Annotated in this window: 11 protein-coding genes; 1 reads left to right on the top strand and 10 read right to left on the bottom strand. The window is 47.0% G+C overall.

Translation table 11 applies throughout. From position 1 onward, the window contains the following. Positions 1–132: 132 nt before the first annotated feature. The 3 genes from cysN to HZU72_RS18245 form a co-directional block, all read right to left on the bottom strand. Entirely contained in the window at positions 133–2,037 is a 1,905-nt protein-coding gene (gene cysN / locus HZU72_RS18255; RefSeq protein WP_180094697.1) for a sulfate adenylyltransferase subunit CysN, read from the bottom strand. Next, complete coding sequence (cysD, locus tag HZU72_RS18250) at positions 2,037–2,939, bottom strand: sulfate adenylyltransferase subunit CysD (protein WP_027958948.1); 903 nt, start codon at positions 2,937–2,939, stop codon at positions 2,037–2,039. The genes cysN and cysD overlap by 1 nt, the downstream gene beginning before the upstream one ends. Before the next feature lie 200 nt (positions 2,940–3,139). After that, positions 3,140–3,880, bottom strand: coding sequence for a helix-turn-helix domain-containing protein (locus HZU72_RS18245; protein WP_180094695.1), 741 nt, complete (start codon positions 3,878–3,880; stop codon positions 3,140–3,142). A 184-nt stretch (positions 3,881–4,064) separates the two neighbouring features. Between HZU72_RS18245 and HZU72_RS18240 the strand changes: the two genes are divergently transcribed. Continuing rightward, positions 4,065–5,792, top strand: a complete 1,728-nt coding sequence (locus tag HZU72_RS18240; RefSeq protein WP_180094693.1) for an SLC13 family permease — start codon at positions 4,065–4,067, stop codon at positions 5,790–5,792. A 62-nt stretch (positions 5,793–5,854) separates the two neighbouring features. On the opposite strand, the gene HZU72_RS18235 is transcribed toward HZU72_RS18240, so the two are convergent. From HZU72_RS18235 to HZU72_RS18205, 7 genes are all read right to left on the bottom strand, one after another. Next, a complete protein-coding gene (locus HZU72_RS18235; protein ID WP_235976168.1) occupies positions 5,855–6,700 on the bottom strand; it encodes a glycosyltransferase in 846 nt (281 codons plus the stop codon). Between the two features lie 234 nt (positions 6,701–6,934). Beyond that, positions 6,935–7,930 (bottom strand): UDP-glucose 4-epimerase GalE, encoded by a 996-nt coding sequence (galE, locus tag HZU72_RS18230; protein WP_180094689.1) that lies wholly within the window; start codon positions 7,928–7,930, stop codon positions 6,935–6,937. Positions 7,931–7,968: 38 nt separating this feature from the next. After that, complete coding sequence (locus tag HZU72_RS18225; protein ID WP_180094687.1) at positions 7,969–8,943, bottom strand: aminoglycoside phosphotransferase family protein; 975 nt, start codon at positions 8,941–8,943, stop codon at positions 7,969–7,971. Positions 8,944–9,082: 139 nt separating this feature from the next. Beyond that, positions 9,083–11,176, bottom strand: a complete 2,094-nt coding sequence (locus tag HZU72_RS18220; RefSeq protein WP_180094685.1) for a glycosyltransferase family 2 protein — start codon at positions 11,174–11,176, stop codon at positions 9,083–9,085. A gap of 191 nt (positions 11,177–11,367) precedes the next feature. Continuing rightward, positions 11,368–12,312: a sulfotransferase family 2 domain-containing protein gene (locus tag HZU72_RS18215; protein WP_180094682.1), complete on the bottom strand. Its 945-nt coding sequence runs from the start codon at positions 12,310–12,312 to the stop codon at positions 11,368–11,370. A 26-nt stretch (positions 12,313–12,338) separates the two neighbouring features. Next, entirely contained in the window at positions 12,339–13,925 is a 1,587-nt protein-coding gene (locus tag HZU72_RS24140) for a tetratricopeptide repeat protein (protein WP_180094679.1), read from the bottom strand. A 463-nt stretch (positions 13,926–14,388) separates the two neighbouring features. Beyond that, positions 14,389–15,549, bottom strand: coding sequence for a hypothetical protein (locus HZU72_RS18205; RefSeq protein ID WP_180094677.1), 1,161 nt, complete (start codon positions 15,547–15,549; stop codon positions 14,389–14,391). Positions 15,550–15,556 lie beyond the last annotated feature (7 nt).

The raw sequence follows: 15,556 nt of genomic DNA, 5'->3' as shown, positions 1-15,556 counted from the left end.
AATCCCTCTATAAGACGTAGCCCTTTAAGACTTAGCCCTTTAAGATTTAGTCTTTAAGACCTAGCCTTTGCATAAAAAAAGCTGCCAGGTAGCGGCCAACCTCGCCACCACCTGACAGCTAGTGCATTCAAATCAGCTGATCATTCCACGTTCACGCAAGGCTGCGATCACGGCGTCGGCTGCTTCTTCCGCATCCATTTCGGATGTCTTCAGGTGCACATCCGGCGCTTCGGGGGCTTCATAGGTCGAATCAATACCGGTGAAGTTTTTAAGCTCACCACGGCGGGCCTTTTTATACAGGCCTTTCGGGTCACGCGCCTCGACAACATCCAGCGGAGCATCGACAAAAATCTCGATGAACTCGCCCGCTTCCAACAGATCCCGTGCCAGTTGGCGCTCGCTGCGGAATGGCGAGATAAACGCCGACATCACGATCAACCCGGCATCCACCATCAGCTTGGCGGTTTCCGCTACCCGGCGCACGTTTTCAACGCGGTCAGCATCGGTAAAGCCTAAATCACGATTCAAGCCATGGCGCACGTTATCGCCATCCAGCAGATAAGTATGCTGACCGTGGGTGAAGAGTTTTTTCTCAACCAGGTTAGCAATGGTCGATTTACCCGCCCCAGAAAGCCCGGTGAACCACAACACGGCAGGTTTCTGGCCTTTGGCCAACGCACGCGCCTGCTTATCGATATCCACATGCTGCATATGGATATTCTGGCTACGCCGTAAGGCGAAGTGCAGCATGCCTGCGCCAACCGTATTGTTGGTCATACGGTCGATGAGGATAAAGCCACCGGTATCGTGGTTGTCTTTATAGGCATCAAAGGCAACGGCACGGTTAAGGCTTAGGGTGCAAATACCAATACCGTTCAGATCAAGCTGCTTGCTCGCGGTGTGTTCCAGGGTATTGACGTTGACCTGATACTTGATATCCGTCACGGTTGCCGAAACCGTTTGGGTACCCAGCTTCATCAAGTAAGGGCGGCCCGGCAACAGCGGTGCTTCGTGCATCCACACCAGGGTGGTTTCAAACTGGTCGGCGGTGTGGGCTGGCTCATCTACGCCGGAAATGACATCGCCACGGGAAATATCAATTTCATCTTCCAGCAGCAGTGTAATCGACTGCCCGGCTACCGCCTCTTCCAGGTCACCATCCAGGGTATAAATCCGCGAAACAGTGCTGGTTTTGCCAGAAGGCTGAACGCGAATTTGGTCGCCTGGGCGCACCACACCGCTGGCCACCATGCCGGTAAAACCGCGGAAATCCAGGTTGGGGCGATTCACCCACTGCACAGGCATGCGGAAGGGAGAGCGTTGAAGATGCTCAGCATCCAGCTCGACGGTTTCCAGGTAACCCAGCAGCGTCGTACCGTGGTACCACGGCATTTTGGCGCTGTGCTCGATGACGTTGTCGCCCTTCAGCGCCGACATAGGAATGAAGGTGATGTTCTCCAACCCCAGCTGTTTGGCGAAAGCACGGTACTCTTCGACGATTTGATCAAAACGCGCTTTGGAGTAGTCGACCAAATCCATCTTATTAATGGCCACCACCAGGTGGCGCATACCCATTAACGACATCAAAAAGCTATGGCGGCGGGTTTGCGTCAAAATCCCATGGCGTGCGTCGACCATCAAAATAGCCGCGTCGGCAGTGGAAGCCCCGGTAACCATATTGCGGGTGTACTGCTCATGCCCCGGCGTATCCGCCACGATGAACTTGCGCTTCTCGGTCGAGAAGAAACGGTAGGCCACATCAATGGTAATGCCCTGCTCGCGCTCAGCGGCCAGGCCATCCACCAGCAGCGCAAAATCCATCTCGCCGCCCTGGGTGCCGTATTTTTTCGAGTCCGCTTCTATTGCTGCCAGTTGATCTTCAAACAGCAACTTGGACTCAAACAGCAGGCGGCCAATCAGGGTGCTTTTGCCGTCGTCTACGCTGCCGCAAGTAATAAAGCGCAGCAAGCCTTTGTGCTCATGGGCTTTCAGGTAGCCTTCGATATCGCCAGCAATCAGGTCAGATGAGTGAGACATTAAAAATACCCCTCTTGCTTTTTCTTCTCCATGGATGCCGCACTATCACTATCAATGACCCGGCCCTGGCGTTCCGATGTTTTGGTCAACAGCATTTCTTGAATAATGGCGGGCAAGGTATCCGCTTCTGATTCAACCGCACCGGTTAGCGGGTAACACCCCAATGTGCGAAAACGTACTTTACGCATCATGGGCACTTCACCCGGCTCTAACGGCATGCGTTCATCATCGACCATAATCAGCGCACCATCGCGCTCCACCACCGGCCGTTCAGCCGCATAGTAAAGCGGCACAATGGGGATATTCTGCAGGTAGATGTACTGCCAGATATCCAGCTCGGTCCAGTTGGAAATCGGAAATACGCGAATAGACTCTTTGCCATTCTTCCGGGTGTTATAGAGCTTCCATAACTCCGGGCGCTGATTTTTAGGATCCCAGCGGTGCTGTGCAGTACGGAACGAAAAAATACGTTCCTTGGCACGGGATTTCTCCTCATCGCGCCGGGCGCCGCCAAAAGCCGCATCAAAGCCGTACTTATCCAGCGCCTGCTTTAAGCCTTCGGTCTTCATTATGTCGGTATGAATCGCCGAGCCGTGGGTAAACGGATTGATGTCCTTCTCGACACCTTCCGGATTGATATGCACCAGCAGATCCATACCAATCTCTTCCGCCATATTGTCGCGGAATTCATACATGGCCCGGAACTTCCAGCGGGTATCAACGTGCAGCAGCGGAAACGGCGGCGGAGAAGGTGCAAAAGCTTTGCGGGCCAGGTGCAGCATGACCGCCGAGTCTTTGCCAACGGAATAAAGCATTACCGGGTTTTCAGTCTCGGCAACCACTTCGCGCATGATCTGAATGCTTTCCGCTTCCAGTCGCTGTAAATGGGTGAGTGATGTCATCATCTGTCCCAACAATTGTGTGAAAAAACATAGCGTGAAAAAGTTTGCTTTCAAGTGCCAGGCTCTGTCTGAAAAGTCGGCGAGCGAAGACCAGACAAGGCAAAAATCGGCGAAAAGACGAAGTTTACGTAGTGTAAATGAGTACTTTGAGCCGATTTTTAACGCCGTATGGTCGAGCGCAGCCAGTTTTCAGACAGGGCCTAGGAAGCCAAGCCCATATCGGCAGGCACCGGCACTAACCAAAACATCGTTTGTTGCGCCAACCAAGCCGTTACCTGCGGGCTGGCTGACAACCAAGCGCCATGAAATACCAAGGCGACTGGCCTGTTACTTTGTTCACTCTTGCCAATGAGCGCCTGCATTGCAGCCAGATAATCATCTGCCACGGGCGGGCGCCTAAAACAACGCATCCACAACCGGCCACGGGGGCCATGCAAATAGAGCTGATAAACCGGACGCTGTGGATGCGCCACCCGGCGCACACCACCCTGCCAACGCTGGTCGGCCTCTTCTAACCTATTAAACCGCGGCGCAACGGCCTGCCGATACCACCGGCCCCGCTGCGAGCGTTGCTTAGCCAATGCGCTTAACGGCCAAGGCTCATGCTTCAAACCTTGGCTTTCCCACCAGTGCTCAATACCGCGCTGGCTCAGCTCAACACCATGCTCATCGCGTAAAAAAGCCACAAGGTCAGCGCTGCTCCAGCCTGGCTGTTCAGCGGGGGGCGGGGCATACAGTGCCTCCCACAACCGTTGTTGAATAGCGGCATCAAGCACATTGGCCTGCCCTTTTAAACGGCCGCGGGGGCGTACCGGCACTGCCGCCCAGCCACCTTCACGAAACGCCTTCCAGGCCGCCGAAACGGTCGGGGAAGAAAGCCCGGTTTGTTGGCTTACCAACGCAACCGTGACCCCATCCAAGCGTAGCTTTACGGCTTGCATGCGGCGCTCATTGAGCGTTTCAGGCGATAAATGTTTAATGCTCAAAATTATCGCTAACCACCTGTATTAAATATAATTTTCAATAATCATCAGATCGAAGATCGGCAATCATTAGACACCATCATAAAAGCCTGCGTAAAATCCAGCAAGTGAACCATGAAGTTACCGTTTTTAAGGACCCAATATGACCCCCTGGGCCGTTCTGTTTTCTATTACGCTTTTATTGGCGCTGTTAATTAGCGGGCGCGTAAAGCCTGCCATTGCTTTTGTCACGTTGGCCGCTATTTTTTTGCTACTAGGGTTTGTCGACACCGCTACCCTGCTCACCCAATACACCAACCCGGCACTCGCCACACTATTACTCTTACTGCTGGTATCGCTGGCGCTTGAACGTTCGCCTCTGCTGGACTGGCTATCGCGCCACCTATTAAAGGGCCACCCGCGACTTGCTACGGCACGCTTAATGGGTAGTACGGCGGTGCTTTCCGCTTTTTTGAATAACACGGCCGTGGTAGCGGCCTTTCTCGGCGCTATTTCGCGCCAGCAGCGTATCGCGCCATCCCGGCTATTAATCCCGCTCTCTTACGCCTCCATCTTGGGCGGCATTACCACCCTGGTGGGTACGTCCACCAACCTGGTGGTGAACTCGTTTAACTTGAGCGCCAGTGGCAGCGAGTTAGGCATGTTCCAATTCAGTCTAGTGGGTATCCCTGTGGCGCTGGCGACCCTATGCGTTCTAATGTGGCGCGCCAATGCCCTGCCGCATCACCAGGTGGAAAACACCAATGAAAAGCTCTCCTACTTTCTAGCGGCCGACCTAGAGCCCGACTCGCCCATGATCGGCAAAACCATCGAAGAAAACGGCCTGCGTAGCCTAGAGGGGCTCTACTTACTGGAAATAGAGCGCCACGGGCGGCTGATTAGCCCCGTGGCACCGGATGAGCAACTGCTGGCCAACGACACGCTGGTTTTCACGGGGGAAGTGGGCAAGGTACAAGCACTGCAGCGCTTTCCAGGGCTGCAGCTGTTCGGCCATCAGGCCGACAACCTGTTAGCGACGAATTTGGTGGAGGTGGTGATTTCCCACGAATCCGAGCTTTCAGGCAAAACCCTGCAGGATGTGGATTTTCGCAGCATGTTTAGTGCGGGAGTGGTGGGTATACGGCGGGGAGAAAAACGTTTGGAGGGGCAGTTGGGGAAAATCCCACTTCGCGTGGGGGACTGCTTGCTGTTAGCGGTAAGCGCTGATTTCCGGCAGCACCGCAACCTAGACCGCAACTTCCACTTACTCAGCGGCAGTTTCACCAGGCCGCAATTGAGTAACAAAGAGAGCCTATTCACCGTGGGCGGCTTTGCAACGGTGATCGCCCTGGCTACCGCTAATCTGCTGCCACTGTTCCACGGGCTACTGATACTGCTGGGCGGGCTACTGCTGTTGAAAGTGATCAGCCTGGCGGAACTGCGCCGCCGTTTCCCGTTTGAGCTATGGCTGATTATTGGTTCGGCGTTAGCGATTGCCCAGGCACTGGAAAACTCAGGCGCGGCGGGCTTGTTAGCCAGCGGTATGCAGGGGCTGTTCAGCGGCTACGGTATCTATGCCGCATTTGTGGGTTGTTACCTACTAACGCTGCTGCTCACAGAAACCGTGACCAACAACGCCGCTGCCGCGCTGGCCTTTCCGGTGGCCTGGAGCACCGCCCACGCCTTTGGCGCCGACCCACTGCCGTTTGTAATGGCCGTTGCGTACGGTGCCAGCGCCTGCTTTCTAATCCCGTTTGGCTACCAAACCCACCTAATGGTGTATTCACCTGGGCGCTACCGCATCACCGACTTTTTAAAGATTGGCTTGCCGGTTAGTGTGACTTACTCAGCGGCGGTATTGCTGATTACGCCTTGGGTGTTTCCGTTTTAGGTGTGAGTGGTGAGTGGTGAGTGGTGAGTGGTGAGTGGTGAGTGGGGAGTTTGATTATCACGCTATAGCGATTGCCAAAACGTTATCGCTTTCTGTGGGTTACCAATGTTTAGGGCGTCCCGCGCCGCCTGGCTTGCCATTTTAGCGGTTGCTTCAGGGTTATCGAGCAACTGGTTTAACCCTGCCTGCCACGCCTCGGGGGAGTCGTCCACCAGCAAGCCGTTTTCGCCATGGCGAACCACCTCGGTATAGGGGTAGCGATTGGAGTAGATCCCTACCCCACCCATAGCGGCAATATCCAAAAACTTGATAAACGACTTGCCCTGGTTGAACGGCGTTGCTAATAACGGTGCCAAGCCAATGTGTATTCGTCGCTGGCGTTGGTACTGCTGAAAAGCCTGCCAGTGCAACGGTGCCGGGGCTTTTACCCGTGGTAGCGCCGCCAACCGCCTGGGAATATGTTGGCCCAGCATGATTTCAAGCTCGGTATCATCACGCTGTTTTTGCAGTGCTTCCAAGGCAGGTGCGATATGCAGTAAATCCTGAAGGTGCGCCCGGGTACCGTGAAAGCCTATCTGCCAAGGCGTTTCTGAAGAAGCGGTAACCGACAAATGCTCCTGGCTCGGCAATGGCGCCAGCAACGGCGGTGTAAGCACCGAAACCTTGGCGTGGCGCGGTGTAAAGTAGCTTGCCAGTTGGTCGCTGCATGCCACCACCTCATCGGCCAGGGCGAGCAGGCGGGGCTGAAGGCTTGCTATGCCCGCCATGCGTTTGCGGTAGGCGCTGGGTAGCGTAGCATCGACGGAGGCAGCGGCAACGTCGTCATCGATCAAATAGACGATATAGCCAAAGACGTTGCGGTTGCGTTCTAGCCAGCGCAACCAGCTTAATGACAGAGAGCGGCACAATAATAAGGTAGCACTCGGGTAGCTATTTAAAACGTTCCTTCCATGCAATCTAGCATTCGCAAAAGAGCGGGAGGCAACTACTCGCTCAATTTGGTTCCCCAAACGACTCAACTCTGGGGCCGCAGATTTCAAAAAATAAATATCTTCTGTTGGCCTAGCCCCATCGCTTAAAACTATAAATGTATTACAGCTTTGCAAAATAATCGAATCCTGAATCAAACAGACGTTACTTGATTATGCAACTATAGCCATTTTCTTTTCCCAGGCCCATGCATGGCGAATAATAGTTTCTAAGTCTGCATACTTCGGCTGCCAGCCTAAAATGTATTTCGCCAATGCGGCATCCGCAACTAATATTGCAGGATCGCCTGGACGACGTGGCCCTTCTTCAACAGTCACTTCTTTGTCATCTTCCGCAACTATTTTTTGTACAGTAGAAAGTACTTGTTGTACCGAATAACCTAATCCATTGCCTAAGTTATAAGCCAAAGCCCCTTGTAGTTTGCAATTTGCCAACGCATCTAACGCCAGTGCATGCGCGTAGCATAGATCCTCTACATGAATGTAATCACGCACACAAGTACCATCTTGCGTAGCATAATCCCGCCCAAAAACAGTGATGTGGCTGCGACGACCGGATGCTGCCTGCAAGATGATAGGGATGAGGTGTGTTTCTGGATCATGACACTCTCCAATCTCTCCTTCTGGGTCGCCACCACAGGCATTAAAGTATCGCAAACACACCGAATTTAAATCGTGAGCCGCATGAAAATCCTGCAAAATTCGCTCAACCATGAGCTTACTTGCGCCATAAGGGTTAATCGGCTTTTGAGGATGAGCCTCATCAATGGGAGTGTATTCCGGCTCGCCAAATGTTGCCGCGGTAGAGGAAAAAATAAAATTCTTTGTCCCGTGGCGCACCATCACGTCCAGCAAGTTAAGAGTGTTTGCCACATTGTTTCGATAATATTTACCTGGACGCTGCACTGATTCACCCACTAAGCTTGCAGCGGCAAAATGCATAACACCCTCAAACTTGTGGTCCTGAAAGAGCTGCTCTAACAGCTTAACATCCGCCAAATCACCTATCACAAGGCTTCCATACTTGGCAAGCGAGCTGAATCCAGTCGACAAATTATCTAAGACCACAACTTTATGGCCAGCTGCTGCCAACTGTTTCACCATATGGGAACCAATATAACCTGCTCCACCAACAACTAATAACTGCATTGTAATTCCTTAATGCGGCATTTAAGAACTCAAGCCAACTAACCCATATGCTTCTCTAAAAAATTCATCATGCTTTTAGCCTGCTCCGTATAACGAAAACCATTTCCCTCCACAGCACCTAACCAATAACTCACTATCGTAAAACCTAAACGCAAAGCATGTTGATCCGGCAGATACGCCAAGGCTTGTCGAAATGGTATGCCTCGTAAGAAGCAGGCTTCATCATAACCAAGTGGCAATTCCCCCCACCGATCCCAATCAATCAATGTCACTTTGCCTGTTGTGGCATCCACTAGCACGTTACCAGTGTGTAGATCACCATGAGAAAGCACCATTGGTAGCTTACGAATGCAGCGCCTCATCACCATCAACGTTTTTATATAGCCAATATCGCACGAAAGTAATGCCTGCCGAACTATACTCCGCTGCAAATAAGCCCAGTAAGGCTGATGGCTATTTAGCCGTCTCAGATTACCGATAGCAATTGAATGTAGCTTGCCGAGGGCGTGGATCACATCACGGCGAGCCTGTTCAGGCAGTAATGAGGCTGCGGAATAGGTTCGACCTTCTACATAACGATAATGAAGACAGTTTAGAGCAAACAAACCTTCCCCATTAGGCGTAGGCAGTAGTTCAGGCGCAGGTAATGAGAAGGGGATAATGACAAGCTTATAAAAAGCTTGCACATCGCGTCTATGCGCAGCGTTACAATTAAACTTTACCAGCCTATCAGGCTGATTAGGAGCCCGTAGTGCCACTGCTGCCAACTCAGCGTTACGCCTAAAAAAAGGCTGGAAGTGACTAGCATGAGTTTCCGATAGGAGGACTGCGATTAACTTAAAAGCTGGATACTTTACGGCCTCTGCCCCCAGCCAAGTGTTGCTTGCCACCCGTTTGGGGCTTCCCGCTAAGGGTTTGCGACAGTAAGTGGTAACTTCAACTAAGTCCCCTGGAACCAATGTCAGCTGTGCATTAAAGCCGACAGTGCTTTCACCTCCTATTGCTGCTTGCACATCGCGTCTTTGCTCCTGGCAATATGCACGTAAGCACTCTTGCCCATTCACTTTAATGCGAAGGGGCTTTTCTGATGAACACCACCCACGCACCCCATCTTCGCTGACCTGGTCAAGTGATCCCAGTGCCCCGAATTGATTAGCGAAGCGAAAAATCTTCATGCACCAGTGTAAGGTTAGGGTTATAGGCGGGGTCATTATCCAACTGCTCCCCCCAGGTTTCACGCATGTAAGCGACTTCACCCGCTGCACGGGCACGCTTCTTAGTGTTGTCGTCGGCCCCACGTGAGATGGATTCGTGATGGTAAAGCTCGGCATAGGGAGTCCATAAGTTGCGGTAGCCTGCATCACGTACCTTCAGGCAAAAATCTACATCATTAAAGGCCACCGCTAAGTGTGCTTCATTGAGTCCGCCAACTTCATCAAAAATTGACTTTCGAACCAGCATGCACGCGGCAGTTACCGCCGATAAATTATGCGCAAGATGCAACCGAGTGAAATAACCAATAGCGTGGCGAGTAAAGTACTTGTGGGCATGACCAGCTACGCCACCAATCCCTAAAATAACGCCTGCATGCTGAACCGTATCATTTGGGTAGTAGAGCTTAGCGCCCACACAACCAATCTCAGGCCGGCTTGCCTGGCTGACCATTTCGGTTAGCCAATCTGAGTTGATCGGCTCTATATCATTGTTAACCAGACCAATAATGTCACCCTTGGCATTTTGGGCACCGAAGTTATTGATAGCAGAGTAGTTAAATGGTTGCTCCCAACGCAATACACGAACCCGTGAGTCCTGCGAGGCGACCTTCTCCATGTAGGCAAGTGTTTCCGAGCAGGTACTCTGGTTATCCAGAATCAACAGCTCGAAATTACGGTAATCGGTACGCGATAGAATGGCATCCACACAGGGCTTCAATATTTCTACACGATCACGCGTGGGCACTAACAAACTCACCAATGGCTTAGAGTTGGGTACCGGCCAACGTACGCGATAAGTATTGGCGAACGCTCCATGCTCTACCCTGGCCCTAGGGTGGCAGGTAGCAACATGCTCTGCGACAGCATCAAGCCCAGCCTGGGAGGTGTAATCTTTCTGTCCGCTACTCATGGCAGTGGAGCCTTCAGTGGCTCGCCAGTGATAAAGCACCTTAGGCACGTGGACAATCTGTTCTGGGGTCAAATGGGCAGTCACTCGAAGCACCAGGTCGTAATCCTGACTGCCTTCAAACCCTTGACGAAACCCACCAACTTCCCTTACCAAGGCAGTTTCATACATACCCAAGTGCGAAATATAATTTTGCGCCAGTAATAGATCGGGGTTCCAATCCGGCTTAAAGTGCGGGTCAAAGCGTTGCTCGCGTTCATCGAGCTTATCTTCATCGCTGTACAGCAGCCGTGCCTGAGGCTGCTGATTAAGAGCCACAACCATTTCCAACAGCGCCTCTTGAGCCAGACAGTCGTCATGGTCTACAAGTGCGATATACTCGCCCTCTGCCAATGCTAGTGCGCTATTGCTGGCGGCACAAATATGACCATTGTTCTCCCGTGTAACCACATGAACACGGCGATCTTGCTCAACGTAATCTGCCAACAGTGCCGAAACAGCCGGATCAGTAGACGCATCATCAGCAATACAGAGTTGCCAGTGGGGATACGCTTGGCCCAACACGGAATCCAAACAACTCTTCAAGTGCTCAAGCGTCGGGTTATAAACGGGAACAAGCACCGATACCAAGGGCTTGAAGGCCAACCCATTTAGTGTGTTAGCCAGTTCCGCTTCACTGGGCTTAACCTGACCCGCAATCCAATCACCGTAACTACGCTGAACCGAAAACCGCTCAAACGTCGCTTCATAGGTTTCCAGGGCAATTTCACGCCATGGACGACCGCTTGAAACCGCCTGCTCTTTAAGCGCCTTGATAACCTGTCGCTTAGGTACATTACGCCACTTATAGTGCATATTGGCTAAACGCTGCGCCAACCGGTCGTGAGCAAACCATGGGGTTAACCACACAAAACGCAGGTGACGAATGGTGAAATGCCCCTCACTTTCCAACGGATCCAAGCGAAGTGTTTTGACTCCGAAAGGCATCCAAAAAAGCCGTTTGGTGATGCGTCCACTCTTTAACGGTAGGTAAACGCTGCTTTCTTCTTCAAAGCCATTTCCACGATTAAAGTAGATTTTCACTGCCGCACTGGGTTGATCATGATCAACAGCAACTTCAAGCATTTGCCATCCAGGTAACAGGCGTGCCTTGGGCAGAGTGAATTGCGGGTCAGCGTCAGTAGCCTGCCACTGAAATATTGCACATTCTTTCAAACGCCGCAGGTGGCAACGGGGTTTGCATTGGGGAAAACATACAAAAAGCTTCACAATATTCTCTTGTACTCTTTGGCCAAAGGCTAAAATATAAATATTATTTAAATTTCCTGATTTGTAAGCAACTGACCAGTTTCAACTACTACTACTTTAACGATGGATCCACTCAGCAACGGTTCAGAAAAATTGTATTGGAAGCCAACATATCCATTTCTTGGTGGAGAGAGACGTAACAAGCCAGGTCTTAGCTCTTTACACTCAATCGTAGAGACATGCTTATCATCTACTAAAATGTTTAGAGAGACAACAGAGCTATTCATAGCATACCATGCCCAACCACTTATTTTTTTTGGACTAAGTTGCTGCACCAATCCATGCACATACGTTTCTCCATTTCTAAAAAGTGAATATCGCTCTCTAAAATTATTCTTAACTTTTTGATAAAAAACAATATCGTCTTCGTTAAGAGCTTCAATTTCAATGCGCTCTTCATCAGAAAGCTTATAGTCTACTGTTTGATCTTTTCTACCCATATTAAGCTTTATGGATTTTATACTCAGCCCATAAAGAGAATTAAGCATCTCTAAACTAATTTCATACTCTTCCGTAAGCCCAAAAAAACCGACTGACTCAAAAGGCACGCCGTGCATTATCTTCGTTTGCCGATTAATAAATTGAGGTTTACGATAAAAAGAAGGGAGGTCGCCTTTATAGTTATTATTTCGAACGAAATGGTAGTATTCCGAAACTACACGCTGAACAGGGTCTCGAAAAAAAGAAACAGTTTGTTGAGCACCCAATAGGTGTATATATTTACTGGCATTAACATGCCCGCTTAAAAGAGAATAATTTAAACAACTAAACTCTTCAAAAAAATTCAAAGGATCTTTTTTCTCATATATCCACTTGTTAATTATATTTGAAGTTTCTTCGGAACTTGGCGAATAATCGTAGACAATTTTTTCTCTACCATAAAAAGATTCTGCCGACTTACGAAAACTAGTACCAGCAGTTTTAGGAATATGTACAAAAAAAACAGGTAACATAAGGCACCTTAAAATGATGAGAAAATTCAAAATAATTCAGCATAAATATCCTGAACCCTTTTAACTAGATTGATGCTGGAACTTTTGCTTAAACCGCTGCTTTCAATTTGGCACTTAAAAGACTCAAAAGAATTAAACTCAAGACGTCGCGAGCGCCATTTACGTAGCCTTTCAACACCACTTTCATTTCCTTCTTCTATTTCATATAGTGATAATTTTAGTATGCTACCTTCATCTTTTCTTGCTGCAAGCAAGTCCTTAGCTTCATTATATTTCCCTTGTTGCCAAAGTGCATCTATAATAGCATTAAAAAGCAAGCCTGGAATTCTATCAAAATATTTAGTACTTTTCTTTAATAACATCTCTGCTTTTTCATGTCGTCCTAAAGACATATACAAATGAGAGAGAGATACATAAAAAATAAAATTCTTTTTATTTTTTGATATCGCTTTTTCGTATAACTTAATAGCCATATCATACTCACCATGCCCAAGATAAGCATCCGCTAAAAGCTTGAATATATTTGGTGCAGGGTTACCAACAATAACTATATGTTTTAGAGCTTCAATAGCAACACTCCAATTAGAATGTTTCAAAGCTAAACGAGCCAGCTTTTCCCATAAACCAAAGCGATACTCAGCATCAGATCTTAACCACTGAATCACAGGCAATAAATTCAGCGGCCCAGCTTGCGTTTCTAGCCAATCTAAGTGGGCCTTCAAATCAATTGGGATAACAGTAGGAATATAAGTATCTAAGATTTCTGAAACATTTCTTAATTGACAAATTTTATTCTCGTTATTTGACCAGCGCGCACTTTCATCGTTATTTTTATAATCTGTAATAGCCATTAATTCTTCCCAAAGCTTATCAGCTTTTTCAACAAGCTCTGTAGTGCACATGGATAAAATGTTATTGTCCACTATATCAGCTAATAAGTGAGGTTTAACAGGAGATTCAGCGAAATCGAACGACATATTCCAGCGTTTATTCAATATTTCAGGCAATTTAAGTCCAGAAAATATACTACGCTGACTTATCAATAGGGTCTGATCTGGATGTTTTTTAAAAAAATCCAATAAACGACGATTGTAAGCGATCCACATTTCCAATGCCAATGTGGGTTTTCGCCAAAACTGAAGATGCGCCTCTTTCAAGCCAGAGCTGTGATCGAAGACCAATGCTTCAGCATGCCTTTTATAAAGTGACTGTATGCTTTCAGACCAATGTCGAAGTACAAATAAATAGCGCGCCCTAGATTCAAGTACATTATTCCATGCTGGTAAAAAAAGTGTACATCTCGGATCTTTAACACACCAGCCTTCAGGAGAAAATTGGTCACGGCTGGCAGAGTATCGTGAAATCATGTTGACGGCCTGAAGAGGATACAGAGGTACCTCGTCGTGGAAGCGCCATGAAGTACCTTGGGCAGCCAAAGCTTGATTTTGTAACATAACTAAAGAATTATCTTCATAGTGTCCATCTCTATTAGAAGGAGAAGCTCCTAGCATCCAGTGGCCCATATTTAGCCCCAATCGAGCTAACCACTGTGCCGTTACTGAAGTAGCACTCCGATGGAAACCGGTACATATCAATATAGTAGTATCAGACACAATTAAACCTCTTGAGTTAAAAGATTATTTTATATGCAAGAACTTTTAAATAAATAATAAAAACATCGCTTATAAAAATAAAAAACTATATTCCAGTAACAATTTTTTAAAAAGTCTTTTAACAATTTCTTTTTGAGGTCGTAGCGGAATAAAATGATTAAATAACACAATCAAGCCAATCTAATAAAATTTTAAGCCGTCGTCGGCTCAAACATTAACTACCATTAACATTATATAAGACGCTTCATATATTTTATTGCGAATAAAATAAATTTTTACACATAAAACTAGGCAAATGTCATCTGAGACAATTAAATAAAGTAATTAAAAAAGAAAGGGAATGCATAAATTTTATAAGCATTCTTCAAGTTTGAAAAAAATAGATTTCTCAAAACAATAATGCAGCATGCTTACATATTTATTTTAAAAACATGACAAAGTCAAATTTATTATTTATGGATTTTTAAATACCAAGCCGACTTTCTATTTTTGTTATTCTGAGAGCTATGTGAGGATTATTTAAAGCAGACTTAGAAATTTTTTCTTTAAACAAAGCAAAACTTTTAATGGCTTCATCGTGATTTTCAAGATTTATTAAAGATTCAATACAAGATAATTGCGCATTATAAAGAGGCTTCACACCTTTAACATAAAAACTATAAGATAACTTAGAGTACATTAATGCTGTGTTGTAATCTCCTATAAGATTCATATAATCGGCATAATTATAAAGAATTATAGGGCAACTGCGATTTAAATAAATAGCTCTTTCAAGCCAAAAAGAAGCCTTTATGACCCCCTTCTTCTTCTCATATAAAAATCTATAGAAATAATAATAGCTTCTAACTAAAGGAGGAAGATTTTCAATATCTTTAAAGTCGAGTAGACTGTAGGCGTTTTTATTGACATAGAATTCATAACAAGCATTTACAAAATCAGGATAATTAACTATATTCCCTGAAAAAGCTCCTAAAGATGAATATATATCCTTAGAAGATATTAGGTCGCTAATATCAAAAAAAGAAGTCAAAAAAGGAGGGATAGAATGATCTTCATTGACAATAGTAAATATATTACTAAAACCATCCGAAGACATTTTTAGTGCGCAGATTAAGTCGCTAAACGCTCTTTCACCATATATCAAGAAAACTTTATCTAAATACTCTTTGTTGCAATTCACAAGGTTATATAAATATTCATTACTTGAATCAGTGCAAATTAAATTCTTATTTAAACAATGCTTATTAAAAAAACCTCCTTTAATACCTAATATATATTCTACACCAGTTGCGACCACTCGATGTGGTCTGATGTGTAATCCATATAGAAGAGCTCCATACCCCCCCATAGAACCACCGTAAAAAACGACATAGTGATCGCCTAATTCTTTAATTAATAATTTTAATTTATCAATAGTTTCTAATAGATCTTTCCCGAAGCCTATTACACCATTTAAAAACCAGGAATTTTCAATACAATTTAAAAAAATATAATTTACATCCGTGCGTATGAAGACACGAGTTCCTGACAATTTACCTCTTGGCATATTGGCGCTGGAAAATATGACATGTGTTTCTCTTGCCTTATTGTCAATAAAGCCTGCATAATCGGAAATATAAACCATTTTTTTA

Origin of the sequence: Vreelandella sedimenti (genome assembly GCF_013416325.1) — a bacterium.
Classification (GTDB): Bacteria; Pseudomonadota; Gammaproteobacteria; order Pseudomonadales; family Halomonadaceae; genus Vreelandella; species Vreelandella sedimenti.
The sequence above is the reverse complement of the archived record's forward strand: the minus strand, read 5'-3'. Positions and strand labels throughout refer to the sequence as shown.